Genomic DNA, 25493 nt, shown 5'->3' with positions numbered 1-25493 from the left:
CCCGAGATCCCGGGAGGAGCCGATATCGAGGTGAAATGGCGCAGATTCCCTCATTGCGCTGGCTCGGTAAGTTCCTTTTCGGGCAGAACGGGCTTCGGCAGGGGAATGAGGTCGACATTCTTGGACTGGCCACCCAGGAAGGCGGGATCGAGCACGCCACCACCCGATGGATCGCCACCCGGCGGCGCATTCACGTTGACGGGGCCGGACAGGCCTTGCGTCGACGAATGATCGCCGTAGTAACGGGGCTTGCCGCCGACCAGCATGCCGTCCTTGATCTGGCCCTGTGCCTGGGTGACCTGGTCCGCCAGCTGTCGTGAATAGGGCAGCAGATAGGAACGGGGCTCGCCGCTGGGCAGATTGGCGGCGTCGAGTTCCTCGACCCACAAATGTACGGCACCGGGATTGGCGTGGGCCGGGTCGGGTTCGATCACATAGGTCCACAGCACCTTGAAACGCTCGGGCAGGGCAACCGGCGCCGACCAGCCGAGCAGGCCCTGTGTAGAAAAGAAGACTGCAATGTAGAAGCAGCTGGCCAGCACGATCGCGGCTGCCTTCGCGAGCCGGTTGAAGGCCATCCGGCTCAGGATGGCGAGCAGCAGGGCCGTCGTCGTGACATAGGCCAGCGTGAGCAGAAGCACATGGGTCTGGACCCAGCTCATGGCTTGGCCCCGTTGGCGCGAGGATTGTAGAAGGTCTGGAGGATCGACTTCGGCGTTCGCTCGACCTTCGTCACCGTGCCCTTGTCATCCATGGTAAAACGCAGGGCGGTTTTCTCGGTGCCGCCGTCGACCACCTCCAGCGTTTCCTTGCCCACGATCGTCACCTTCGGATTGAGTTTTTGCAGCGTGACCGTCACCGGCACGGCGCGGCCGGTCAGGGCGGTGAAATGATAGACGTTGATGGTGTACTCCCCAGCGACGAAGCCGCGGATGCTGACGAGTTCCTGCCGGGTCGCCGTCGGAACCTTGCTGCCATTGACCATGACGAAATCGTTCAGTCCGCCCCTGTCGTCGCGATCGAGCAGCATGAAGCCCGCCTCCCGGCGGCGGTACCAGACCACGTTGCCGAGCGGGTCCTGGACGAAGATATCCATGTCGTCGGGGTGATTGTCCGGCCAGTCCATGCTGATCAGGAACTCGGCCTTGCTGTCGACCTTGCCGTTATCGGCCTTGGGCGCCACGATCACCAGGGCGATGAAGAACAGGAAGGCGACGACCTGCAATGCCTTGAACAGCACCACGCTGAACGGATCGAACGCCTCCTCGCGAGGCATCAGGTCGAAATCGTCGATCATGCCGCTTGAGCCCGCCGCTCCAGCGCCGAGACCACATAGACTTCGGTAATATCCACGGCGAAGGCGAAGATGGCGGCGGTGGCGCTCTCCAGGAACTGGTACTGGATCTTCAGGAGGATGGAGCCGGCCAGCCCGACGAGCGTGGTATACATGGCCACGGCCATGCCGTCGCTCATCAGCGACATCGAGGTTCGCATCGCCGCATGGTTCTCGACGTCGAGACCGGCGATCGGCGCCAGCATCATGATGAAGCCGATGATGGTGCCCAGGAGCCCCAGCTTCATCAGGGTATCGCTGGCAAAGGCCCCCAGGCCGTTCGAGCCTCGCAAGCGATTGGCGAGAACGCGCAGGAGCAATGTCTGGTCGAGGCGCATATGCCCCTGCAGGCTGGCCTTCGTCTTGAGGTCCCGGATATGGGACGAGACAAGTCCTGCCGGCAGCTCCTTGACGAGATCGATTTTCGGCTCATCGGAACGACCATTCTCGTGGCGGACGAGAAGTCGCGCCGACCGCAGGGCTGCTTGGCCCTCCTTCGAGATGATCAGGACGCGCCACAGGCAGTGGAGGCTGGCGACGACATACAAGACGACAATGACGACCGAGATGAAGGTGCGGTCACCCTCGACCATCCTGGCGATCAGCCCGAAATACCAAGCCAGCAGGAAAGCGAATATAGTCACGCCAGTAAAGATCAACCAGGCCGGAAGCGGATCGCTGCCTGGCAAGTCTGCCACTTCCTCCGTCCTCACCGCGTCCTCCTTGCTGAATTCCGGCCGCCTTCAGGGCAAGCCCTCACGTTTCAGAAGGATAGGATGAGATATTTTTGGTATTCTGTCTTTATTTCTTCGATGAATGTAAATTAATAAGGGCTTTATTAGAGTAATCGCCAGTTGTTGTGACGGCGCAGTTGCTTCCTGTTCTATGATTGGGCCGTCGGGTATAGGGCCAGAGGCCGGCGCCGTAGGGAAACGCCTGTCCGGGACAGGCAGGATCAGCGCCGAGGTTTCGCCATCAGGGCGATCCGCATCAAGGCGCGCGAGACGATGGCCTGCCCCAGAACGGCGTTGCGGCGGGCATCGAGCACGGCTTCCGACAGATCGGCTACGATGCGGTCGAGCCGAGCCATGGTCAGGGCAGAAAGCTGGGCCGCGACGCCGGCCTTGCGGCGGAAATGCACCTGCATGCCCATCGAATCGACCACCGAGGCCGCAGGGCGGCCCTTCTCGACCTCGCCGCGCAGGCGATGAAGCAGCAGAGCGTGGCGCAGCGCCGTTCCCGCCAGTTGCGAGGTGTTGACGCCCTCGTTCCAGGCTTTGGCCAAGGTGGCGTCGAGCAGATCGGCCCGGCCGGAAAAGGCGGCATCGATGATCTCGTCGGTGGCGAGCGCACTGGCATCGCCCACCACGGCCTCGACGTCGCTCAATTCGATGCGCCCGGCGCCATGGGCGTAGAGCGTGAGTTTCTTCAATTCGCTGCGGGTGGCCAGGCGGTCGCCGCCGAGAAGGCCGATCAGCGTCTCGCGCGCTTCGGGCGCGATGGTCAGGCCTGAAATGGCAACTTCCTCGGCGATGATCTGGCCGATATTGGCATTCTCGTCGCCGAAGCAGGCGATCACCGCGCCAGCGCGGGATTTCTCCACCAGGGAGACCAAGGCGTGGCTCTTCTTGAGGTCGCCCGCCTCGATCACCACCCGGCAGGCTGTCGGCGGGTTGGCGAGCACGGGCTCGACCGCCGGCACGATGTTGCGGCTGCCGGCGCGCAGGCGTACGGCGCGGCGTCCGCCGAAGAGGGGAATGGTGAAGACCTCGTCGGCGAGCCGCGCCGGATCACTGCTGATCTCGTCGCCATCGAGGCGAACGAGCTGGAAGGGATCCTCGACATCGTCGACCGAGGCCGCGACCAGGGCACGCACCCGCTCGCTCACCAGGCCGGTATCCGGCCCATAGACCATGATCACCGCGAAATGGGCGTCCGGCTTCTTGATGAAGGCATCGACGGCGCGCCGTTCGATGGAGGCCATGTCTCAATCAGCCATCAGGGATGGTCGGCGAGCCAGGTCGCCAACCTCAGGCGGATCTGGTCAGCCATCACGTCGGCCGCATCGTTCTCCGCATCGCGTCGGGCACGCACGGTGGCGAAACGCTGCAGGCCGGAATTATAGGACTTGCGCGTGAAGTTCTTCGCCTTGAGCAGGATCTTGTCCGTGGCCGGGTCGAGCAGCGTGTAGTCGGTCGTCAGTGTCACCGTGTCGATTTGCGGCGTGGCGTTCAGCGCGTCGACCAGCGCCGAATCGGAGCTGGAGGAGGTTACCAGCACCAGCCGGTAGCGCGCCGGCGGAGCCTCGGCGCCGCCCGTGAGATTGAACGACAGCCGGTTGCGCACCTGCTGGCCGACACGATCCTCGACCGGATCGATGGCGATGGCGGCAAGCCTCCCCTTCAACCCAGGCGAACCGTTGCCGGGCTCGGCCAGCATCGGACGGAAGCAGCCACCCAGCATCACCGCCGGCAGGAGGGCGAGGGCCAACAGCGCGCCGCGGCGCGAGGTCTGACTAGACGACGACATTCACAATCCTTCCCGGCACCACGATGATCTTCTTGGGAGCGCGCCCTTCCAGCACGCGCTGGACGGTTTCGTTCGCCAATGTGGCAGCTTCGACTTCCTTTGGCGATGCCGATTTCGGCACCGTCAGATCGGCCCGCTTCTTGCCGTTGAACTGCACTGGCAGGGTGACGGTATCGTCCTCCAGCAGCGCAGGATCGGCCACCGGCCAGGAGGCCTGCGCCACCAGGCCCTGACCGCCGAGCACGCTCCAGCATTCCTCGGCCAGATGGGGCATCATCGGCGCGATCAACTGCACCAACATGACACCGGCTTCCTTCAGCGCAGCGGCCAGATTGGCAGGCACGGCCTCGCCGTTCTTGGTGCCGTCCAGCGTGCGGCCGAGGCTGTTCACCAGCGTGTAGATATGCGCCACGCAGCGGTTGAAGCCGAGACGTTCGATATCGCCTTCGACGGCTGCCAGGGCGCGGTGCGCCGCCTTGCGCACGGCGAGGACGTCATCCTCGCTTGCGGCAGGGCTAGCCGGTGAGGCCGAATGGGCGGCGATCTCGTTGACGATGCGCCAGATGCGCTGCACGAAGCGGCCGGCGCCCTGGACGCCGTCCTCGGTCCAGATGACGTCGCGCTCGGGCGGCGAATCCGACAGCATGAACCAGCGCGCAGTATCGGCGCCATAGTCGGCGATGATGTCGTCGGGGTCGACGACATTCTTCTTCGACTTCGACATCTTCTCGATCGAGCCGATCTCGACCGGCTCGCCGGTGCGGTTGTTGAAGGCGCGGCGCTCGGCACCGTCGCCCTCGATGCGCACGTCGGCCGGCACCACCCATTCGCCATTTTCAGCGCGGTAGGTCTCGTGCACCACCATGCCCTGGGTGAACAGGCCCTTGAAGGGCTCGTCCAGGCCGACATGGCCGGTCTTTTTCATGGCGCGCACGAAGAAGCGGCTATAGAGCAGATGCAGGATGGCGTGCTCGATGCCGCCGATATATTGGTCGACCGGCAGCCAGGCATCGGCTTCCTTGCGCACCGTCGGCGCCGTCTCGATCCACGGATCGGTGAACCGGGCGAAATACCAGGAGGAGTCGACGAAGGTGTCCATCGTGTCCGTCTCGCGACGGGCCGGCTTGCCGCATTGCGGGCAGTCGACATGGCGCCAGGTCGGATGATGGTCGAGCGGATTGCCGGGCCGATCGAAGGTGACGTCGTCGGGCAGCTTGACCGGCAGATCCTTCTTGGGCACCGGCACCACGCCGCAGACCTCGCAATGGATCACCGGGATCGGGCAACCCCAGTAGCGCTGGCGCGAAATGCCCCAGTCGCGCAGGCGGAAATTGACCTTGCGCTCGGCCACGGGTGCATTGCCATGCGTCCGGCTTTCCAGGCGACGGGCGACCTCTTCCTTGGCTTGCTCGATGGTCATGCCGTCGAGGAAACGCGAATTGATCATCAACCCGTCGCCGTCATAGGCGACGTCGGTGATCACGAAGCTGGCCGGGTCCTGGTCGGGCGGGCACACCACCGGCGTGTTGCCCAGGCCATAGGCATTGACGAAGTCGAGGTCGCGCTGGTCATGCGCCGGGCAGCCGAAGATGGCGCCCGTGCCGTATTCCATCAGCACGAAATTGGCGACGTAGACCGGCAGCTTCCAGTCCGGATCGAAGGGATGCACGGCGCGGATGCCGGTGTCGAAGCCCTTCTTCTCGGCCGTTTCGATCACGGCTGCCGAGGTGCCCGTGCGCTGGATCTCCTCGATGAACGCAGCCAGTTCCGGATTGTTCGCCGCAGCGGCCTTGGCGAGCGGATGATCGGCCGCGATCGCCATGAACTTGGCGCCGAACAGCGTGTCGGGGCGCGTGGTGTAGATCAGCAGTTCGTTCTCGCCCGCAGGCGCCGTAGCCGCGTCGAGCTCGAAGCGCACCTGCAAGCCTTCCGACTTGCCGATCCAGTTCTTCTGCATCAGCCGGACCTTTTCGGGCCAGCGATCCAGCGTATCCAGGGCCGAGAGCAGGTCCTGCGAGTAATCGGTGATCTTGAAGAACCACTGGGTCAGCTCGCGCTGCTCGACCAGGGCGCCCGAGCGCCAGCCGCGGCCGTCGATCACCTGCTCATTGGCCAGCACGGTGTGGTCGACAGGATCCCAATTGACCTTGGAGATCTTGCGCTCCACCAGGCCTGCCTGCAGGAAATCCAGGAACATCGCCTGCTGGTGACGATAATAGGAAGGATCGCAGGTCGCGATCTCGCGGCTCCAGTCCAGCGACAGGCCCATCGATTTGAGCTGGCCGCGCATGGTGTCGATATTGGCATAGGTCCATTTGGCCGGATGCGTCTTGTTCTGCATCGCAGCATTCTCGGCCGGCATGCCGAAGGCGTCCCAACCCATCGGGTGCAGCACGTTGAAGCCCTTGGCCCGGCGATAGCGCGCCACCACATCGCCCATGGTGTAGTTGCGCACATGACCCATATGGATGCGCCCAGAGGGATAGGGGAACATCTCGAGCACGTAGTAGCGCGGACGCGGATCCTCATTCCTGGTTTCGAAGATCGCCTGGTCGGCCCAGGTCTTCTGCCATCTGGGCTCGGCGTCGCGGGCGTTATAGCGCTCGGTGGTCATGGGGAAGGGAACTCGAAGTTGAGACGTCACCAAATGAGTGACATTGGAAAGGCCGCTTTTAGCGGGCGTATTGGTGCAATGCTAGCCTTGTCTCCTTTCGAAGGCCTGAAGAATCTGCGGGAAATCACCCGATAGGGTCGGCACAGGCACGGTTTTGTCATGCCCGGGCTTGACCCGGGCATCCAGCGCCGACGGATTTCCGCGCTGGAAACGAGAGTTGGATAGCCGGGTCGAGCCCGGCAATGACAAGGGTTGAGCCGACGTCGACGGCCGAACGTCGGACAGACCCTGCCTACTCGGCGAGCCTGACCGGCACCGGGCGCGTCAGGAGGTCGACGTAGAAGTCGAAGAAGCGCTTGTTGTCGAACTGCTTGACCACCTTAACCTTCTGCAGCAGGTCCGTCGGCTGCTTCTGCCAATAGCCGAGCGTGCGGCCATAGCCCGGCCCGAACGCCACATCGACGTCGATATAGAGATCCTCTACCTTGGTCGCGTAGCTCGGATCGACCAGATAGGCGAGGGCGAGCGTATCGAACACGCTGGCCTTGGCCTTGTCGTCCTTGGCGAATTTCTTGGCCATCCAGCTGTCCCGGAAGAGCTTCTGGACCGGGCCTTCGCCGGCGGTGAGGCGGTCGAATTCGGGCTTGCCGATCTGGGTGATGTCGGTGACGTCGAGGGGAATGAGGGCCTGCTCGATCGGCTCGCGCATGACGATGCGGGCGGCTTCCGGATCGATCCAGACATTCATCTCGGCGGCGGGCGTGGTGTTGCCCTTCACGTCGACTGCGCCGGCCATGTAGACGATACGCTTGATCAGCGGCACGATTTCCGGGTTCTTGCGGATCGCCAGGGCGATGTTGGTGGCCGGGCCGATCACCAGGAGCGAGACTTCGTGCGGATTGGCCTTGACCGTGTCGACGATGAAGTCGACGGCATCTTCCTTGCGCAGCTTGGCCTTCTTGGCGAAGCCGTCCGGTGGGGCGATCAGGTCGGCATCCTTGGGCTGCGGGCGATGGAACGAGGTCTTGTAGCTTTCGCCGAAGCCGAAAAGGGCCCGTTCATGCTCGAAGCTCCTGGGATCGTGGACGAGGGGCAGGTTCGCGCCGGCATAGACGCCGATCCTGTTCTCGATGCCGAGGCGCTCGACGGCGCGCAGGGCATCGGCGACTTCCTGTTTCAGCCAGTCATTGCCGGTGACCACGGTGATGCCCAGAAGGTCGATCGCCTTGTCCTTCTGCAACTGGGCCGCCATGATCAGCACTTGGCCGTCATCGCCGATCGTCGAGAAATCCGTGTCGAGAATGATCTTTTCGGGAGCCGCCTGGGCGGGCGAGGCCAGAAATGCACCCGCGGCCAGTACAAGAGCGGCCATTAATCGCTTCATCGAAAATTTCCTCCTGATCCAATTGTCTGGCCGCGCCTGAAGAATGGCGGGCCATGCCGCTCGAGTGGCGGCAACGCCACATTCGAGCCTGTAACAGGGGATGGCAAGCCGGCATGCGCCAAGCCTGGCCGGCGAGGCGTGAAGAGAGCCGATTTCTTTGATTACGGCGCTTTCTTGCCCGTCAGCCCAATCAGGCTCTCGAATGCGGCTGACGTGGCGTGACCGTCGGCCTTGGCCTTGACCAGCAGCTTGTCCTGATCCTGGGCAAAGACCGCCCGCTCGATCTTGACGTCGAGGCCCGGTATCGCCGGCACGGAGGCCCGGGCCTTGTCCTCGTCGAGGGCCTTGGCCACGGCAACGGTGAAGCGCTGGTTGAGATTGCCGAGCACGGCGGTCGCGATTTCGGTGATTTGCGGATCGCCCGTCTTGATCGAGGCTTCTCCCTTCACCCGCAAGGCGACCTGGCGCGGCGTCGGGATGTAGAGCTCGACCGGGATGGTGATGGCAATCCGGTCGGTGGCGATCTTGGTCTTGATCTTCTGTCCCAGCACCTTGGCGCAGCCCCAGGCCGTCACCTTGCCGGCAACGTCGATCACCGCCGTATCGCCCTCGGCCCGAATATGGGCGCTATCGATGCTGTTGACCACGAGATTGGGGCCCTTGCGGGCACAGGCATCCTCGGGAAACGGCAATTTGCGCGCGATCGCCAGGGCATTGTCCTGCAGCGATTTCAGGTCGCCGGTAACGGCGAGATCGAGTTGGACGCCGTCCGCCTCGCTCTTGCTGTCGAGGGAAGCCTGGATCGGAATGTCGAGGGGAATGCCGAAGACCGGCACGGAAATCGTGGTCGGGCCAATGTCGAGGGAGAAGGCTGCCCGTCCAAGTCCGCAGATCAGGAGCGCTGCCAGGGTGCTTCTTGCCAAGATCGATTTGGCCACCTTGAATTGCATCATCGGCCTGCCCTCCGCAAAGCGTTTTGTGATTTGGTCGTTTCACCAAGAATCGCAAAGACGCGTCGAATCAAAGAGCTAGAGCAAAATAGCGTTTTCGTCCAAACGCGCTTTGCTCTAGGCAACCCTTGTCCATGCGGGGCTTTTAGCATGGTCCGGCTAGGTTCCGGTAGCAATAGCCCGTCCGTCCTATTATGTCGGAGGCCTGTTTCGTCCTTTCGCCACTCTCTGGAAATCATGCCATGTCCGACGCTCCGGCCCGCCTTGCGGAGGTTCGCCTTGCCATCGCCCGCGCTGAGGCCGACGCGCTGCGCCCTGCAGGCACGGTGACCCTGATCGCCGTTTCCAAGACGTTCGGGCCGGAAGCGATCGAGCCGGTGCTTGCCGCGGGCCAGCAGGTCTTCGGCGAGAATCGCGTGCAGGAGGCGCAGGGCAAATGGCCTGCTCTCAAGGCTGTCTATCCCGATATCGAGCTTCACCTCATTGGTCCGCTGCAGTCCAACAAGGCCAAGGAGGCGGTGGCCCTGTTCGATGTGATCCACACGGTCGATCGCTCCTCGGTGGCCCAGGCGCTCGCCAAGGAAATCGCCAGGCAAGGCAAGGCGCCGCGCCTGCTGGTGCAGGTCAATACCGGCGAGGAAGCCCAGAAGGCCGGTGTCGCGCCCCAGGAGGCCGATGCCTTCATTGCGGCCTGCCGGGATGACTATGGTCTCGTCATCGACGGGCTGATGTGCATCCCCCCGTTCGAGCAGTCGCCCGGACCGCATTTCGCCCTGCTCGCCAAGATCGCCGCCCGCAACGGGCTTTCGATGCTGTCCATGGGCATGTCGAGCGATTTCGAGACGGCCATCGAGGTTGGTGCCACCCATGTGCGTGTGGGCAGCGCCATCTTCGGGACGCGCTGAGCCCTTTTCCGGGCTTTTCGAGAAATCGCGCATGTCATCCCCGGCGGTGCCTTTGGCTCCGGGAAGGGGATCCAGGGGCCACGCATATATCCCTTTAGCCCCTGGATTCCCTTTCCGCCGCTTGCAGCGGCGCCGGGAATGACAGGCCCGACATAGTCCGTTGATCTTATTGCGATAATGCTCCGTTGGGAGGTGTGGGACCGCTATTTCTTGCTGCCGTCGCTGGCGGGATCGGCGAGAGGATAGCTCTTGTCGGTCAGGCAGGCGCGCAACCAGGGGCTATCCTCATCCTCGCCGAGATCGGCGCTGATCTTGGGCGACGGTGTGTTCGTGCCGTTGGCATTGGCGGTTGCAGCCGGCTGGAGGGTCCAGTGCCGGTCGGCAGAAGGCTGGCCGTCGGGGCAGGGGCTGCTGCCGTTCTCGTCGCCGCAGGTCGCGATCGTCTTGAGCTTGCCATCGGATACCTCGGCCACGGTCTGGGTGATGTAGAGCGCGTTGGTGGCGAAGTCCGTCGTCACGGAGCAGACCCGGTCCTCGTTCTGGTAGGTGCGCGTTCCCAGGCAGGTATAGATCTGATCACTGCCGCTCGGCAGAAAGTCGCAATCCGCGCTGTAGCCCGCGAAGGGGCCTCCGGTGAATTGGGCGTTGAACCGGCGTTGCTTGAGGGCGATCTCGATCAGCCGCGGCAGCTTGGCAGCGGTCTTGGAGAATTCGGCCAAATCCGCGGTGCGCGCCTGGATTGCCTTGAGGAGATTGTTTTTGGGTGCTTCCTCGCCGCTATCTTCGGCACCTTCCGCTCCGTCCTCCTGGTCGAGACGAAGATCCCGCCGTGCCAGCCAGTGTTTCTGGCTTTCGATCAGCATGGCGCGGATCTCGGGATCCTGGCTGGCCTTGAGGATCCTGGCATAGGCCGCGCCCATGGCGGCGTCCGCCTGCCGCAACGATTTGTCGGCGCAGATGCGGCGTTCGATCGAGGTCGAGGCCTTCTTGCAGTCGATGGCGTGGGCGGGCAGGGTGTGGAGCACGGTCAGGGCAGCGATGCTGAAAGCCAGGCGTTTCATTGCGGATGTTCCAAGGAAAGGGCAAAGGAGGAGCGGCAGCGGAGTCGGGGGGCAAGGCGAGCGGGAAAGTTCAGGCGTCAGCGGCTTCTGCGCTGGTAGGTGCCGTCTATCAGGCCGCCCTCGCCGCCGCAGATGGCAGCGGCATCGGCGCCACGAACCGTGATCGCGCCCTTGTCGATGGAGAAGGAGAAGCCGAGACCGGGCTTGGCCGCATCACCCTGTTCATCGAGGCCGGCCACGATGTTGACGCGGGTGACCTTGCCTTCGAAGGCGTGGCCCGTGATCGAGCCTTCGGCAATGAAGCCGCAATCGGCAACCGTTGCCGCGCCGTTCGGAACGCCGCCGATGGCGGCACTTACCCGCCAATGCTCGCCGGTGCGCTTGACGATGAGCGTGGCTTCGCCGTTTTCCCGGCGGACATAGGTGCCGGTGGCGGTATCCTGCATGCTCATGGCCGCCGTCGCATCGGCGAAAGCCAGGGCGGCAATCGCACAGCCGGCTGCTGCGAAAATGATCTGTTTCATCAATAACCCTTGCTATGAAATATCCTGCCGACGTCGCGGAGCGGACGCCTCCGTCAGTCGATGACCATCACGGCACGGCGCGACAGTCTCGGCAGCACCTTGCGGAACACCTCCGGTGCCACGGCGACGCAGCCGGCGGTCGGCGCGTTGTTCTCGCGGGAAACGTGCCAGAAAATGGCGCTGCCCCGCCCCCTGACGATCGGTGCGTCGTTCCAGCCGAGCGGCACGATGACGTCATAGAGGCGATCGCCGCGGGCCAGCCTTTCCTCGGCGTTCTGGTCGAGGGGGCGCTGGATCAGCGTGTTGTAGCGCCGGTCGCAGACATCGTCGCACCAGGCATCCTGCGGGCGAATGGCGCGGAAGGGTAGTTGGCTGGGAATGCGGGGGGCGCGGTCCAGCCGCTGGAACAGGCCGCGGAGCGGCAGCACGGCCCGGGGCGTGACGCCATCTCCCTCCCGTTTGGTGACGGCAATGCCGCTGCGGCCCAGCACGCAGGGATAGGAAACCCCGCCCACCGTCAGGCGGCCACGGCTGCGCGAAAGCGGGGATGCCTGCACGCGAATGAGATCGATCTTGCGCTTCAAGGGCCGACTTCCAAATTTTTCACCGCAAATCCCTGTCGAAAGTGCCGTCATGCGATTCACAAATCATGGCGCACGCCGTCATAATGCGATAGAGCGCTAAAGCGTTTTGCGATTTGTCGGAATCACCAAGAATCGTAAAGACGCGTCAAGACAAGGAGCCGGAGCAAAAGGGCGTTTTCGCTAAAACGCGCTCTGCTTTGGTATTCAAAGCGCGAAAGCATACCGGGTTTCCTGCCGCGCACGCCGAGCGCCCTGGCAGATTCCTCCTGATCGATCGCTTTCGCCTTCTGGGGAATGTCATGTCCGGCAGCCGCAAAATTCTGATCGTCGACGATGATAATGAACTGCGCCAGGCGCTGGCCGAGCAATTGGCGCTTTATGACGAATTCGAGATCGATCAGGCCGAATCCGCCAGCCGCGCGGTCCAGATCGCCAAGACAGACCATCTCGATCTGGTGATCATGGATGTCGGCCTGCCCGATATGGATGGGCGGGAAGCGGTCAAGCTGCTGCGCAAGAACGGCTTCAAGTCACCGATCATCATGCTGACCGGCCATGATTCCGATGCCGATACCATTCTTGGCCTCGAAGCCGGCGCGAACGACTATGTCGTCAAGCCCTTTCGCTTTGCCGTGCTGCTGGCGCGTGTGCGCGCCCATCTGCGCCAGCACGAGACGAGCGAGGATGCCGTGTTCAACATCGGCCCCTTCACCTTCAAGCCGGCCTCCAAGCTCCTGTTGACCGACAAGGGTTCCAAGGTCCGGCTGACCGAGAAGGAAACCTCGATCCTGCGCTATCTCTATCGTTCTGGCCAGAAGGCGGTGCAGCGCGATGTGCTGCTGCAGGAGGTCTGGGGCTATAATTCGGGCGTGACCACCCATACGCTCGAAACCCATATCTACCGCCTGCGGCAGAAGATCGAGAAAGATCCCTCCAACGCGGCCTTGCTGGTGACCGAGGGCGGCGGCTACAAGCTCGTGCCGTGAGATCGTCACTGCACGTGATCGTGTGGCTGGAATCTCGTCATTGCGAACGCAGTGAAGCAATCAAGGGGGCAGGGTCCCAGCCCTTTGCCTGGATTGCTTCGTTACGCTCGCAATGATGGTGTGAATTATTGTTTGCGCGTAGGACGTTTCCTTCCGAACCCAAGGCCGCAGATGGCGCTCGAAGACGATATGGCATTGCTGGAAAGAGTGGCGCTGTTCCGCTCCATGGACCGTGATGCCCTGCGCCTGCTCGCCTTCTCGTCCGAGACCAGACGGCTGCGTGCCGGCGACACGCTGTTTCGCAAGGACGACATCTCCGAATATGGCTTCGTCGTCGCCTCGGGCGCGATCACGCTGATCGACGACGACGTCGCCACTGCCATCGTCGGACCCGGCACCCTGATCGGCGAAATGGCCCTGCTGTCGGAAACCCGCCGTCCCACCACGGCGATCGCGCGGGAGGCCAGCGTGGTGCTGCGCGTGTCGCGCCAGATGTTCAGGCGCACGTTGGAGGAATATCCGGCGACGGCGGCCCGCATCGCCGACGAGGTTCGCCGCCGCGTGCAGGACATGTCGAGCGAGCTGGCCGGGGTGAAGGACCGCCTGCGCCGTATCGGCATCGACCATCATGACGAGGAAAGCTGATTCGCTCGCTTTTCGTTCCAGTGCTGTTCGCTTTCCTAAAGTGTTGGCTGCAATAGGCTCAAGTTGTTCCACTGCGGGACATGCACCTGTGCCGTTCAGCTACGGTTCAGCCGCTGCCTGCTAAATTCGATACCCAGAAACCCTCATTGTTTCGACGCGTCTTTACGGTGCCTGGCGTTATTACCGAGCCGTAAAACGGTCAAGGAGAGTGCAGGATGAGAACGCCTATCGGGTTGATCTTCGCGGCTTGCTTTGCTGCGATTGGTTTCTTCGCGACCGCCCAGAGTTCATCGGCCATGCCCATCGCCCCCGCCGGCCAAACCAGAGCCGACGGTCAGGCGCTGAATAACGGCTTGGTCCAGACTATCCGCCATCGCCGCCATTGGCGTCCCTATTACCGCTACCATTACCGTCCCTATTACAGGCGCCATTACTACCGCCCCTATTATTATCGCCCCTATTATCGCCCCTACTACCGGCGTCATTATTATCGGCCCTATTACCGTCCCTATTATCGCCCCCGCTACTATCACCATCGGGGCTGGGGATGGGGCCATCGCCGTTGGCATCGCTGGTAGGAGCGCGCTTCGTCACCTAAAGACGACGTGGTTCGCGGGCCGGTCTCACGACCGGCCCGTTTTTTTGCCGGACGAAGTCGGTGATTCGGGCGCCCTTTGTTCCATGCCCGTACCAGGCCTTAAGCTGCGCTGCCGAAAACCAGGCCGGGTGGCCCATTCCGGGAATTAATCCATGCCGGCCGGAAGGAAGTGGCTGCAACGCTTTCTCCATGGACGAAGGGAGGCAGGTGCGAAGCTGCATTGCTCGGCGCGAGGCTTTCGGGGATTGCGGAACGCGGCCCGGCGGGACGGTCGGTGATTCGCTCCCGCTTCGTTCAAAGGCCGTTCCCAACATTAACGACCCACCACGAAATGCCGAAAGCTCGAACCAAAATGGGAACGAGTTCCTCGCATTGCCGGCATTGGCCAGGCCCGTCCTTAACCCTGTTCAGACATGGCGCACCAATCGTGCATGCCTGCCGACGACAGACGAGTGAAGCGGGAATTTCGCCCGGGCAGCGATTCGGGCGCCTTCCGTTCCAGTCTCGTTCGGGGGGTTAAATTTCGGCCATTCACGCCCATATTTGCGTTTCATGGCGAGACAGAATGATACGTGTCTGGTACCAGAATGCAGGAAATGCGCACAAAAGCCGTATTTCCTTGACGTCGCGGGGCATTGGGTGTCTGGCGAATCCTGAAACCGGGGTGCTCCGGCTTCCCTCGAGGCGTCTTGAGATTTGACCAAAGCAGGCCAAATCTCAAAGACGCTCTGGCCAATCGATTGGATTGGCTTGGAAACAACGAGTTAGAGCCAGGAAGCGTTGCCGCCGAAACGCGCTTTGCTCTGCGAAATGACGCCCGAAAGACCGCCGACCTTGATGCTGCCTCCCATCCTGCCCCCATCCGTGCGCGCCCGCGGTGTTACAGCGGTGCTGGGGCCGACCAATACCGGCAAGACCTATCTGGCCATCGAGCGCCTGCTCGGCCATGGCGCCGGTATCATCGGCCTGCCGCTGCGGCTGCTGGCGCGCGAGGTCTACAACAAGCTGGTGGAGCGTGTGGGCGCCGAGTTCGTGGCGCTCGTGACCGGCGAGGAGAAGATCAAGCCCGACAAGGCCCGCTATTGGGTGGCGACGGCGGAGGCCATGCCGCGGGACCTCGAAGTGCCGTTCGTGGCGCTCGACGAGATCCAGATCGCCGCCGATCTCGAGCGCGGGCATGTCTTCACCGACCGGCTGCTCAACCGGCGCGGCACGCATGAGACGCTGCTGCTCGGCTCGGCGACGATGAAGCCGATCGTCGAGAAGCTGATCCCGGGCGTGAATGTGGTGACGCGGCCGCGCCTGTCCCATCTCCTGTTCGCCGGCGACCGAAAGCTGACGCGCCTGCCACGGCGCACCGCCATCGTGGCCTTCTCGGCCGACGAGGTCTATGCCATCGCCGAACTGATCCGCCGCCAGCGCGGCGGCGCCGCCGTGGTGCTGGGTGCCCTGTCGCCGCGCACCCGCAATGCCCAGGTGGCGATGTATCAGAACGGCGATGTCGACTTCCTGGTCGCCACCGACGCCATCGGCATGGGCCTCAATCTCGACGTCGACCATGTCGCCTTTGCCGGCGACCGCAAATTCGACGGCTACCAGTTCCGCCGCCTGACGCCCGCCGAGTTCGGCCAGATCGCCGGCCGCGCCGGGCGCCATGTCCGCGACGGCACCTTCGGCTCGACCGGGCGCTGCGATCCGTTCGAGCCTGAACTGGTGGAGGCCATCGAGGGGCATTCCTTCGACAGCGTTAAAGTGCTGCAATGGCGCAATCCCGCCCTCAATTTCTCTTCGCTGGAAGCGCTGCAGGCCTCGCTGTCGGCAACGCCCGAGGAGCAAGGACTGACCCGGGCTCCCGACGCCGACGACATCCGGGCCCTGTCCATCCTCGCCCGTGACGAGGAGGTGAGGCGCCTCGCCAAGGGCGGCCAGGCGGTGGCGCGGCTGTGGGAAGTGGCCGGCTTGCCCGACTATCGCAAGATTTCCCCTCATTCCCATGCCGACATCATCACGAATCTCTATGGATTTTTGATGCGGGAGGGTAAGGTCCCGGACGACTGGTTCGCCCGTCAAGTTGCCATGTCGGATCGGACCGACGGCGACATCGATACGCTTTCAACCCGTATCGCCCATATCCGAACCTGGACTTTTGCGGCAAATCGGCTTGACTGGCTGAAAGACCCCGCTCATTGGCAAGGTGTGACACGCAGTGTGGAGGACAAGCTCTCCGACGCATTGCATGAACGGCTTGCCCAACGCTTTGTCGACCGTCGCACCAGCGTGCTGATGCGGCGCCTTAGAGAAAACGCCATGCTTGAGACTGAAATTACCAAAACCGGCGATGTGATTGTCGAGGGACAACATGTCGGAACGCTGCAGGGTTTCCAGTTCGCGCCCGACCCGAGTGCCGGCGACGGTGAGAGCGGCCGCGCCTTAAGGGCCGCGGCGGCCAAGGCTCTGGCAGGCGAGATCGACGCGCGCAGCCAGAAATTCGCGCAGGCGCCCGATACCGAATTCGCCCTGGCGGCGGATGGCACGGTGCGCTGGATCGGCGAGCCCGTGGCCAAGCTCATCGGCGGGGAGAAGCCGCTGACGCCGCGCATCCGTTTGCTGGCGGATGAGCAGCTGACGGGCCCGGCGCGCGATTCCGTGCAGACGCGGCTCGATATCTGGATCGGCAACCACATCACCCGCTTGCTCGGGCCGCTGCTGCTGCTCGACAAGGCCGAGGACCTGCAAGGCTTGGCCAAGGGCATCGCCTTCCAGCTCGTCGAGGCACTGGGCGTGCTCGATCGCTCCAAGGTGGCCGAGGACCTCAAGCAACTCGATCAGAATCAGCGCGCTTCGCTGCGCAAGCATGGCGTGCGCTTCGGCGCCTATCACATCTATCTGCCGATGCTGATGAAGCCGGCGCCCCGCGCGCTCGCCGCGCAGTTGTGGGCTCTCACCCATGGCGGCCTCGACCAGAAGGGGCTCGACGAGATCCCGCATCTGGCGGCCTCGGGCCGGACCTCCATGCCGGCCGACAAGACCATCGACAAGGGGCTCTATCGCCTGGTCGGCTATCGCGTCTGCGGCGAGCGGGCGGTGCGCGTCGACATTCTCGAGCGCCTCGCCGACCTCATTCGCCCGGCGATCGCCTATCGCCCCGGCACCACGGTGGGCCAGCCGCCGGCCGGTACCGCCGATGGTGATGGTTTCGTCGCCACCGTGCAGATGACCTCGCTGGTCGGCTGCTCGGGCGAGGATTTCGCCTCGATCCTGCGGGGCCTGGGCTATCGCTCCGACAAGCGCAAGGGCCCGGCGATCACCCAGGAAATCCGGCTGCCGGCGCCGACCGAGCCTGCCGCGCCCGTCGAGGCTGCCGCGGCTGAGGCTGCGGACGGTGCTGAGGCTGCCGAATCGAGCCAGGAAGCCGCCCCGACGCCCGCCGAGATCGATGCCATGGAGGCGATCGGCTCGCCGCCGCATGAGCACAGCTTCCAGGAAGTCGCCGAGGCTGCCGGAGAGGCGGTGAGCGACGCGCCGGCCGACGACACGCCCAGCGCCGAGGCTCCGACCGAGGAAGTGCAGATCGCGGAGGCCCTGGCCGAGGAAGCCCAAGGCAAGGAAGCTCAAGCCGAGCAGGTCCAAGCCGAGCAGGTCCAAATCGAGCAAGTTCAAGCCGAGCAGGCTCAGGTCTCCGAAGCCCCGGTCGAGGAAACGGCCGGGGCCGAGACTGCGGCTTTTGAGGAGCCCGCTGAGGCGAGCGAAGGCATCGAAGGTGCAGAGGCTGCGACCACGGCCGAAACCTCCTCCGAGACGCCCGCCGCCGAGGCGGCGGTCGAGGAAGTACCGGAGATCGAGGTCTGGCGACCGGCACGCTTCGAGCGGCACCAGCGTCCGCATCACCATGGCCGTCCCCAGCATGGCAACCGCCAGCCCGGCGCCGAGCGCAAGCCGGAGGCAGGCGGCGGCTTCCGCCGTGGTCGTCCGGCGCCAGCGGAAGGCGCAGCTCCTGCCGAAGGTGCGGAGGCCCGGCAAGGTGACCGGCCCAACCGCTTCGACCGGCCGCGCCGCGATGATCGCGGCAATGGCCGGCCGCGGGAGGACAGGGGCTTCGGCGAGCGCAAGCAGGGTAGCGAAGGCGGGCGGCCCCGGGGGGATGCCCGTCCCGACCGCGGACCGCGTCCCGATCGTGGCCCGCGGCCCGATCGGCAGGAGCGGGGCGGCGACCGCCCGCGCAACTGGTCGAGCGACTCCAAGCCGCAGGGAGGACGCGAATCCAATCGCGCGCCGGATCCCAATTCGCCTTTCGCCAAGCTGCTCGCCCTCAAGGAGCAGATGCAGGGCGGCAAGCCGGACAAGACCTGATCCACAGCGTTTTGCGATTTGACGGAGTCACCCCGAATCGCAAAGACGCGTCTGAACGCGTTTTGCTCTAGGGAACCGACTTATGAGCCAGGCCGGAAGCCAGGATCGTCTTCGGATCGACAAATGGCTCTGGCACGCACGCGTGGTGAAGACACGCTCCTTGGCCGCGAAACTGGTGGCGGACGGTCATGTCCGCCTCAACGGCACGCGCACGGATAGCCCGGCCAAGGCCGTCAAGGTGGGCGATGTGCTCACCATCGCCCTGGAGCGTACCGTCCGGGTCTATCGCGTTCTCGCCTTGGGCGATCGACGCGGCCCGGCGAGCGAGGCCCAGACGCTCTACGAGGACCTGTCACCCGAGCCGCCGGGCCGGCTGGCGGTGACCTGAGGCCATCGGCAATCCCGGTATAGGCGGCCTTTGCGCGGTCGAGGCAGAATTGGTGTGCCGGTCTGGAGATCGACACACCCGTCCGGGCCCTTATCGATTCGGTCCATAATCCCTATATTCGTGATAGACAGGATGGACTTTGTCCTGCGTGGAGCGAATCGGGCAATGCTGACGAACAAGGGCAAATATGGTCTCAAGGCGCTGGCGCACCTCGCCAGCCTGCCGGCCGGCGAGACGGCGCAAAGCCAGGAAATCGCCGAAGCCAACCGCATTCCCAAGAAGTTTCTCGATGCGATCCTGGGCGAGTTGCGCGTGGCCGGCATCGTACGCTCCAAGAAAGGCAAGGGCGGCGGCTACATGCTGGCGCGCGAAGCCAGCCAGATCAGCGTCGGCAATGCCATCCGGGTTCTCGACGGCCCGCTCGCGCCGATCGCCTGCGCCAGCCACACCGCTTATCAGCCTTGCCTCGACTGCCCGGATGTTCCAGGTTGCACCGTACGCCTTTTGATGCGGCGTGTGCGGGACCTCTCTTCCAACCTGCTCGACAACATGTCGGTGGAAGAGATGCGTCAGGCAGGGGGCGGGGAACAAGAGCTGACCTATTCGATTTGAACTCCCTGCGGCCCTTGAGCCCGAACCGGCACGGCCAAGTGCCGGACGGGTCCATTTGTTGTCATGAATATGGAGAGCATTCATGGAAAAACGTGCGATTGGACGGTCGGATCTGTCGGTTGCTCCGCTTGGCCTGGGTGGCAATGTCTTTGGCTGGAGCGCGGATGAGAAAGCCTCCTTCGCCGTCCTCGATGCTTTCGTCGGGGGTGGTTTCAACCTGATCGACACTGCCGATGTCTATTCATCCTGGGTTCCCGGCAATCAGGGCGGCGAATCCGAGGTCATCATCGGCAAGTGGATGAAGGCTCGCGGCAATCGCGCCGACATCGTGCTCACCACCAAGGTCGGCTCGGAAATGGGGCCGGGCAAGAAGGGCCTGTCGCGCGACTACATCGTCCAGGCGGTGGAGGACTCGCTCAAGCGCCTGCAGACCGACTATATCGACCTCTATCTCTCCCATTGGGAGGATCCGGAGGTCGAACTCGAGGAAACGCTGGGCATCTATGCCGAGCTGGTCAAGGACGGCAAGGTGCGGGTGATCGGTAATTCCAATCATAGCGCCAATACCATGTTCAAGGCGCTGGCGATCAGCACCAAGGAGATGTGGCCGCGTTTCGAGAACCTGCAGACGCAATATAATCTCTATGATCGCTCCGGTTATGAGCGCGAGCTCGAGGCTTTCTGTCTCAAGAACGAGATTGGCGTGACCAGCTATTTCTCACTGGCCAAGGGCTTCCTGTCCGGCAAATATCGCAGCGAAGCCGATTTCGCCAAGAGCAATGCGCGTGGCGGCGACATGGGCACCTACCTCAACGAGCGTGGCCTGCGCATCCTCGCCGCCCTGGACGCGGTGGCCGAGGCCAAGAACGCCACGCCCGCCCAAGTCGCCATTGCCTGGCTGATTGCAAGGCCCGGTATCGTCGCTCCGATCGCCAGCGCCACCAGCGTCGAGCAGCTCTCCGACCTGATCAAGGCGACCGAGCTCAATCTTGGTTCGGCCGAGATCGAGCAGCTCACCAAGGCGAGCGCATAATTTTCCTGTCGCTGTCGAAAGCGAACGGGATGGCGCGTCATTGTCATGCCGGCGCATCATGCGCCGGCGGAGACAGGAGGAACCCATGCAGTTCGCAATTCTGATCTACAGCAGCGAAGAAGCCATGCTGAAGGCGGATCCCGCCAACAAGCAGCAGATCCTAGCGGCCTATCAGGCCTATACGCAGGCGCTCCAGTCGGCCGGTGCCCTCGGCCCCTGGAGCCGCCTGCGCCCGACGGCTTCGGCCACCACCGTGCGCATCGCCGACGGCAAGACCCAGGTGCTCAACGGGCCCTTCGCCGACACACGCGAGCAGCTCGGCGGCTTCTATATCATCGACGTGCCGGACCTGGATGCCGCGATCGGCTGGGCGGCGCGCTGCCCGAGCGCCGCCATCGGGACCATCGAGGTCCGGCCGATATGGGACCCGAAGGACTATTGAGCGAACGGCCCGAGCCGGTGTCTTCAGCCCCCGCAGCCGAGCTTGCCGAAATCGTGGCGCGACGCAGCTATGGCCGGCTCGTCGCTCTTCTCGCGGCGCGCTCGGGCGACATTGCGGGGGCCGAGGATGCCCTGGCCGACGCCTTTGCTGCGGCCATGGAACATTGGCCGGCGGGCGGCGTGCCCGTCAATCCCGAAGCCTGGCTGCTGACCGCGGCCCGGCGCCGCCAGATCGATGCGGCCCGCCGCGCCAGGCTGCGCGGCGAAAAGGCGGACGAGGTCAGCCGCCATGTCGAGGCCCTCGCCTCGGGGCAGGGCGAGCGGCATGCCGTGCCCGATGAGCGCCTGCGCCTGATGTTCGCCTGCGCCCATCCCTCCCTCGATGCCACCGTACGTGCTCCCCTGATCCTGCAGGTGATATTGGGGTTCGATGCCGGCGCGATCGCCAGCGCCTTCCTGGTCTCGCCCGTGGCGATGAGCCAGAGGCTGGTGCGGGCCAAGGCTAAGATCAAGCAAGCCGGCATCCCTTTCCGCATCCCGGAGCCCGACGAGTTGCCCGGCCGTCTCGACGCGGTGCTGGAGGCCGTTTATGCCGTCTATGCCGAAGGCTGGGCCGATCCGGAAGGGGCTCATGCCCGCGAGCGCAATCTGTCGACGGAGGGGATCTGGCTCGGCCGGCTGCTGGCCTCGCTCCTGCCCGGCGAGCCCGAAGTGCTCGGACTGCTGGCCCTGATGCTGCACGCCGAAGCGCGGCGGGCGGCGCGCCGCGGCCAGGATGGCGATTATATTCCGCTGGAGCAGCAGGACACCGCGCTCTGGGATGCGGGGCTGATCGAGGAGGCCGAGGCCTTGCTTGCCCGGGCCGGCCAGGTGCGCCAGATCGGCCGCTATCAGCTGGAAGCCGCGCTGCAATCGGCCCATGCCCATCGACGCATCTGCGCGACGACGGACTGGGCCGCGATCGTCACATTGTATGAAGCCTTGGTTCTGCTGACAGCTTCTCCAGTGGCCGCCATCAACCGGGCCGTGGCGCTCGCCCGCCTCATGGGGCCGCAGGCTGGTCTGGCTGCACTTGACGAGGTCGCCGGTGACGGACGCATCGTCGATTACCAGCCCTATTGGGCCGCGCGTGCGGACTTGCTGGTGCGGGCCGCCAGACCGGAGGAGGCCCGCAATGCCTATTTGCGGGCGATCGGCCTGGAGAGCGATCCGGCCATCCGCCGCTATCTGCAGGCACGCCTGGCGGATTTGGCAGCGTGACTGCGCAGCGAGGGAGGAGGGCGGATATCGTCGCCCACTCTTGCTCTCTACGTCGCGCAACCCCTAACCCTCTCCCCGTAGGAGCGTGGTGAGGGCGCAACGCAGCCTTGGCGAAGCGGAGCGAGCGGGCAATGCCCGCGAAACGCGCTCAGGATTGCTTGGCGAAGGTCTCGTCGAAGGAATAGCCGGCACCGCGCACGGTGCGGATCGGATCGATCTCGCGCGTGCGGTTCATCGCCTTGCGCAGGCGGCCGACATGCACGTCGACCGTGCGCTCGTCGATATAGACGTCGCGGCCCCAGACGCTGTCGAGCAACTGCTCGCGCGCGAAGACGCGTCCCGGTGCCTGCATCAGGAATTCGAGCAGGCGGAATTCGGTCGGGCCGAGGCGGATCTCGCGATTGCCGCGATGGACGCGCTTGGTCTCGCGGTCGAGAGAGATGTCGCCGGCCTTGAGCAGGGAGGCGACGTGATCGGGCTTGGCCCGGCGCAGCAGGGCACGCACGCGGGCCGAGAGCTCGGGCACGGAGAAGGGCTTGACGACATAGTCGTCGGCGCCGGTGGCCAGACCCCGCACGCGTTCGGTTTCCTCGCCGCGCGCCGTGAGCATGATCACCGGCAGGCGCTCGGTTTCCGGCCGCATGCGAATGCGCCGGCACAATTCGATGCCGGACAGGCCCGGCAACATCCAGTCGAGCAGAACCAGGTCCGGCACGCTTTCGCGCAAGCGGATCTCGGCGTCGTCTCCGCGTGCGACACTATCCACCTCATAGCCTTCGGCTTCGAGATTGTAGCGCAGCAGCAGGGTCAGCGCTTCTTCGTCCTCGACGATCAGAACCTTGGGAGGCATGGCCTATCCCTTGTTATTTAGCCGGCACAGGAAGGTCGACGAGATCGGTGCTGTTGTCCGCCTTGGGCCGCTCTCCGGCCGGCGATTCACCGGTCACGAGATAGTGGACCGTCTCGGCGATGTTGGTGGCGTGGTCACCGATGCGCTCGATGTTCTTGGCGCAGAACAGCAGATGGGTGCAGAAGCCGATATTGCGCGGATCTTCCATCATGTAGGTCAGCAATTCGCGGAACAGCGAGGTATACATCGCATCGATCTCGCCGTCCGAGCGCCAGACCGAGAGGGCTTCCTCGACATTGCGCTGGGCGAAGGCGTCGAGCACCTGCTTGAGCTGCTCGAGTACCAGGTCGGCCATGTGGTCGAAACCGCCGAAGAGCTGGGCCGGCTGGGCGTGACTGTGGATGGCCACCACGCGCTTGGCGACATTCTTGCCGAGGTCGCCGATCCGCTCGAGGTCATTGGCCACCCGCAGGGCCGAGACGATCTCGCGCAGGTCGAGGGCCAGCGGCTGGCGCTTGGCGATGATCAGGATGGCCCTGTCCTCGACCTGGCGCTGCAGCTTGTCGATCGCGGCGTCGAGATCGATCACCGCCTTGGCGCGCTGGGTGTCGCGCTTGAGCAGGGCTTCGACGCTGTCGGCTACGCTCTTCTCGGCATAGCCACCCATTTCGGCGATCATGTTGCGCAGCTCGCGCAGTTCCTGGTCGAAGGATGTAACGATATGGTCGGACATGCCGCCTCCAAATGAATTCGACGCTGGCCGAGGGATCAGCCGAAGCGGCCGGTGATGTAATCCTGCGTACGGCTGTCGTTCGGGGTGGTGAACATCTTGTTGGTCTGGCCGACTTCGATGAGGTCGCCCAGATAGAAGAAGGCCGTCACATCCGCGCAGCGCGCCGCCTGCTGCATATTGTGCGTGACGATGACGATGGTGAAGTCCCGCTTCAATTCGTCGATCAATTCCTCGATCTTGGCGGTCGAGATCGGATCGAGCGCGGAGGTCGGCTCGTCCAGCAGGACGACTTCGGGCTTCACCGCGATGGTGCGGGCGATGCACAGGCGCTGCTGCTGGCCGCCGGACATGCCTAGGGCTGAAGCGTGCAGGCGGTCCTTGACCTCGTTCCACAAGGCGGCCTTGGTCAGGCACCATTCGACACGCTGGTCCATCTCCGCCTTGGAGATGGATTCATGCAGCCGCACGCCGAAGGCGATGTTGTCGTAGATCGACATCGGGAAGGGCGTGGGCTTCTGGAACACCATGCCGATGCGGGCGCGCAGCACCGCCGGGTCGATCTCCTTGCCGATGACGTTCTGGCCGTCGAGCAGCACGCGGCCCTTGGCGGTCTGCCCCGGATAGAGGTCGTACATGCGGTTGAGCACGCGCAGCAGGGTCGACTTGCCGCAGCCGGAGGGACCGATCATGGCGGTGACCTGCCGGTCGATCATGTCGAGATTGATGGCCTTGAGCGCATGCTTCTCGCCATAATAGAAGTCGAGATTCTCGACCTTGAGCTTCACGGCGGCGGCTGGATCGGCGAGGGGGCGTTCGGCAACCGCGATGGAGGCTTGGGGGGTAGCGGACATGGGAGCACTCATTTCTTGGGAGCGAGCACGAAGCGGGTCAGGATATTGAGCGCCAACACGCCGGCGGTGATGAGGAGGGCGCCGCTCCAGGCCACCGAGACGGCCTTGGGATCGGGGTAGGGCGCGAGCTGGTAGATGGCAGCCGGCAAGCTGGCAAAGGCATTGCCGAGATTGAGCGACCAGTTGGAATTGCCGAAGGCCGTGAGCAGCAGCGGTGCGGTCTCGCCGGCGGCGCGGGCCAGGGCCAGCAGGATGCCGGTAACGATACCGGTGCGAGCCGAGCGCCAGGTCACGAAGGTGATGACCTTCCACATCGGCGATCCCAGGGCAAAGGCGGCTTCACGCAGGCTGATCGGCACCAGCGCCAGCATGTCCTCGGTGGTGCGCACGACCACCGGCAGGATGATGATGGCCAGCGCCACCACACCGGCCCAGCCGGAGAACCCGCCCGTCGCCACCACGATCATCTGGTAGACGAACAGGCCGATCAGGATGGACGGCGCCGAGAGCAGGATGTCGTTGATGAAGCGCACCGCATCGGCGAATTTGCTGCCGCGGCCGGCCTCGGCCAGGAAGGTGCCGGCCATGATGCCGATCGGCGCACCGATCAGGAGGGCGAGCAGTACCATGACGAGAGAGCCGACGATGGCATTGCGCAGGCCGCCATCGGCCATGTCCTTGGTGAAGAGGTCCATGGTCAGCGAGGGCAGACCCTCGCGCAGCAGCGTGAACAGGATCCAGGCCAGCGCCAGCAGGGAGATCGCGGCAAAGCTGATCGAGACGACCTTGTAGGCATAGTCGAGGGCGCGGCGGCGGGCGAGACGGGCGCTGCTTTGGGCGAGATGGGCCATGATGCTCTCCC

At 64.1% G+C, this 25493-nt stretch carries 25 protein-coding genes; 10 read left to right on the top strand and 15 right to left on the bottom strand.

Annotation, left to right across the window (positions count from 1 at the left end):
- Positions 1–50 precede the first annotated feature (50 nt).
- The 8 genes from ABXS05_RS21395 to ABXS05_RS21360 form a co-directional block, all read right to left on the bottom strand.
- Positions 51–662, bottom strand: a complete 612-nt coding sequence (locus ABXS05_RS21395) for a hypothetical protein (protein WP_367625319.1) — start codon at positions 660–662, stop codon at positions 51–53.
- Positions 659–1297 (bottom strand): hypothetical protein, encoded by a 639-nt coding sequence (locus tag ABXS05_RS21390; protein WP_367625318.1) that lies wholly within the window; start codon positions 1295–1297, stop codon positions 659–661. Before ABXS05_RS21390 ends, ABXS05_RS21395 begins: the two co-directional genes overlap by 4 nt.
- On the bottom strand, positions 1294–2031 hold the full coding sequence (locus ABXS05_RS21385; RefSeq protein WP_367625317.1) for a MotA/TolQ/ExbB proton channel family protein: 738 nt from the start codon (positions 2029–2031) through the stop codon (positions 1294–1296). The genes ABXS05_RS21390 and ABXS05_RS21385 overlap by 4 nt, the downstream gene beginning before the upstream one ends.
- A 257-nt stretch (positions 2032–2288) precedes the next feature.
- Complete coding sequence (holA, locus tag ABXS05_RS21380; protein WP_367625316.1) at positions 2289–3317, bottom strand: DNA polymerase III subunit delta; 1029 nt, start codon at positions 3315–3317, stop codon at positions 2289–2291.
- A gap of 14 nt (positions 3318–3331) precedes the next feature.
- Complete coding sequence (gene lptE / locus ABXS05_RS21375) at positions 3332–3862, bottom strand: LPS assembly lipoprotein LptE (protein WP_311944200.1); 531 nt, start codon at positions 3860–3862, stop codon at positions 3332–3334.
- Positions 3849–6476, bottom strand: a complete 2628-nt coding sequence (gene leuS, locus ABXS05_RS21370) for a leucine--tRNA ligase (RefSeq protein ID WP_367625315.1) — start codon at positions 6474–6476, stop codon at positions 3849–3851. The genes lptE and leuS overlap by 14 nt, the downstream gene beginning before the upstream one ends.
- Before the next feature lie 292 nt (positions 6477–6768).
- On the bottom strand, positions 6769–7848 hold the full coding sequence (locus ABXS05_RS21365) for a nucleoside hydrolase (RefSeq protein ID WP_367625314.1): 1080 nt from the start codon (positions 7846–7848) through the stop codon (positions 6769–6771).
- 173 nt (positions 7849–8021) lie between these two features.
- Complete coding sequence (locus tag ABXS05_RS21360; RefSeq protein ID WP_367625313.1) at positions 8022–8813, bottom strand: hypothetical protein; 792 nt, start codon at positions 8811–8813, stop codon at positions 8022–8024.
- 239 nt (positions 8814–9052) lie between these two features.
- On the opposite strand from ABXS05_RS21360, the gene ABXS05_RS21355 reads away from it, so the two are divergent.
- Positions 9053–9715 carry a YggS family pyridoxal phosphate-dependent enzyme gene (locus tag ABXS05_RS21355; RefSeq protein ID WP_367625311.1) on the top strand — a complete coding sequence of 221 codons (663 nt, stop codon included), beginning with the start codon at positions 9053–9055 and terminating at the stop codon, positions 9713–9715.
- A gap of 203 nt (positions 9716–9918) precedes the next feature.
- Here ABXS05_RS21355 and ABXS05_RS21350 read toward each other — a convergent pair whose 3' ends face one another.
- The 3 genes from ABXS05_RS21350 to ABXS05_RS21340 form a co-directional block, all read right to left on the bottom strand.
- Entirely contained in the window at positions 9919–10776 is an 858-nt protein-coding gene (locus ABXS05_RS21350) for a lysozyme inhibitor LprI family protein (protein WP_367625310.1), read from the bottom strand.
- 77 nt (positions 10777–10853) lie between these two features.
- A complete protein-coding gene (locus ABXS05_RS21345) occupies positions 10854–11300 on the bottom strand; it encodes a hypothetical protein (RefSeq protein WP_367625309.1) in 447 nt (148 codons plus the stop codon).
- Between the two features lie 53 nt (positions 11301–11353).
- Entirely contained in the window at positions 11354–11884 is a 531-nt protein-coding gene (locus ABXS05_RS21340) for a L,D-transpeptidase family protein (RefSeq protein ID WP_367625308.1), read from the bottom strand.
- A 299-nt stretch (positions 11885–12183) separates the two neighbouring features.
- Here ABXS05_RS21340 and ABXS05_RS21335 point away from each other — a divergent pair, with 299 nt between their 5' ends.
- From ABXS05_RS21335 to ABXS05_RS21295, 9 genes are all read left to right on the top strand, one after another.
- Entirely contained in the window at positions 12184–12870 is a 687-nt protein-coding gene (locus ABXS05_RS21335) for a response regulator transcription factor (protein WP_105864259.1), read from the top strand.
- A gap of 171 nt (positions 12871–13041) precedes the next feature.
- Positions 13042–13515 carry a cyclic nucleotide-binding domain-containing protein gene (locus ABXS05_RS21330; protein WP_367625307.1) on the top strand — a complete coding sequence of 158 codons (474 nt, stop codon included), beginning with the start codon at positions 13042–13044 and terminating at the stop codon, positions 13513–13515.
- A gap of 215 nt (positions 13516–13730) precedes the next feature.
- Positions 13731–14093 carry a hypothetical protein gene (locus ABXS05_RS21325; protein ID WP_311944216.1) on the top strand — a complete coding sequence of 121 codons (363 nt, stop codon included), beginning with the start codon at positions 13731–13733 and terminating at the stop codon, positions 14091–14093.
- Positions 14094–14950: 857 nt separating this feature from the next.
- Positions 14951–18463: a helicase-related protein gene (locus ABXS05_RS21320; protein WP_367625306.1), complete on the top strand. Its 3513-nt coding sequence runs from the start codon at positions 14951–14953 to the stop codon at positions 18461–18463.
- A gap of 82 nt (positions 18464–18545) precedes the next feature.
- The gene (locus tag ABXS05_RS21315; protein ID WP_367625305.1) at positions 18546–18851 is read left to right on the top strand and encodes an RNA-binding S4 domain-containing protein; all 306 of its coding nucleotides are present in this window, start codon (positions 18546–18548) and stop codon (positions 18849–18851) included.
- A 165-nt stretch (positions 18852–19016) separates the two neighbouring features.
- A complete protein-coding gene (locus ABXS05_RS21310) occupies positions 19017–19463 on the top strand; it encodes an RrF2 family transcriptional regulator (protein WP_068299180.1) in 447 nt (148 codons plus the stop codon).
- Positions 19464–19545: 82 nt separating this feature from the next.
- A complete protein-coding gene (locus ABXS05_RS21305; protein WP_311944219.1) occupies positions 19546–20496 on the top strand; it encodes an aldo/keto reductase in 951 nt (316 codons plus the stop codon).
- Between the two features lie 85 nt (positions 20497–20581).
- Positions 20582–20938, top strand: coding sequence for a YciI family protein (locus ABXS05_RS21300; protein WP_311944220.1), 357 nt, complete (start codon positions 20582–20584; stop codon positions 20936–20938).
- Positions 20935–22197: an RNA polymerase sigma factor gene (locus tag ABXS05_RS21295; protein ID WP_367625304.1), complete on the top strand. Its 1263-nt coding sequence runs from the start codon at positions 20935–20937 to the stop codon at positions 22195–22197. Before ABXS05_RS21300 ends, ABXS05_RS21295 begins: the two co-directional genes overlap by 4 nt.
- A 148-nt stretch (positions 22198–22345) precedes the next feature.
- On the opposite strand, the gene phoB is transcribed toward ABXS05_RS21295, so the two are convergent.
- Genes phoB through pstA form a run of 4 tightly spaced genes read right to left on the bottom strand, consistent with a single transcriptional unit; the run spans position 22346 to position 25482 of the window.
- A complete protein-coding gene (gene phoB / locus ABXS05_RS21290; RefSeq protein ID WP_068299173.1) occupies positions 22346–23047 on the bottom strand; it encodes a phosphate regulon transcriptional regulator PhoB in 702 nt (233 codons plus the stop codon).
- A 13-nt stretch (positions 23048–23060) separates the two neighbouring features.
- Positions 23061–23780 carry a phosphate signaling complex protein PhoU gene (phoU, locus tag ABXS05_RS21285; protein WP_068299159.1) on the bottom strand — a complete coding sequence of 240 codons (720 nt, stop codon included), beginning with the start codon at positions 23778–23780 and terminating at the stop codon, positions 23061–23063.
- A 35-nt stretch (positions 23781–23815) separates the two neighbouring features.
- The gene (gene pstB / locus ABXS05_RS21280; RefSeq protein ID WP_311944223.1) at positions 23816–24643 is read right to left on the bottom strand and encodes a phosphate ABC transporter ATP-binding protein PstB; all 828 of its coding nucleotides are present in this window, start codon (positions 24641–24643) and stop codon (positions 23816–23818) included.
- Entirely contained in the window at positions 24640–25482 is an 843-nt protein-coding gene (pstA, locus tag ABXS05_RS21275; RefSeq protein ID WP_311944224.1) for a phosphate ABC transporter permease PstA, read from the bottom strand. Before pstA ends, pstB begins: the two co-directional genes overlap by 4 nt.
- Positions 25483–25493 lie beyond the last annotated feature (11 nt).

This window comes from Labrys neptuniae (assembly GCF_040797145.1).
Taxonomy (GTDB): domain Bacteria; phylum Pseudomonadota; class Alphaproteobacteria; order Rhizobiales; family Labraceae; genus Labrys; species Labrys neptuniae.
Note: the sequence above shows the minus strand (reverse complement) of the source record. Positions and strands in the feature narration are given on the sequence as shown.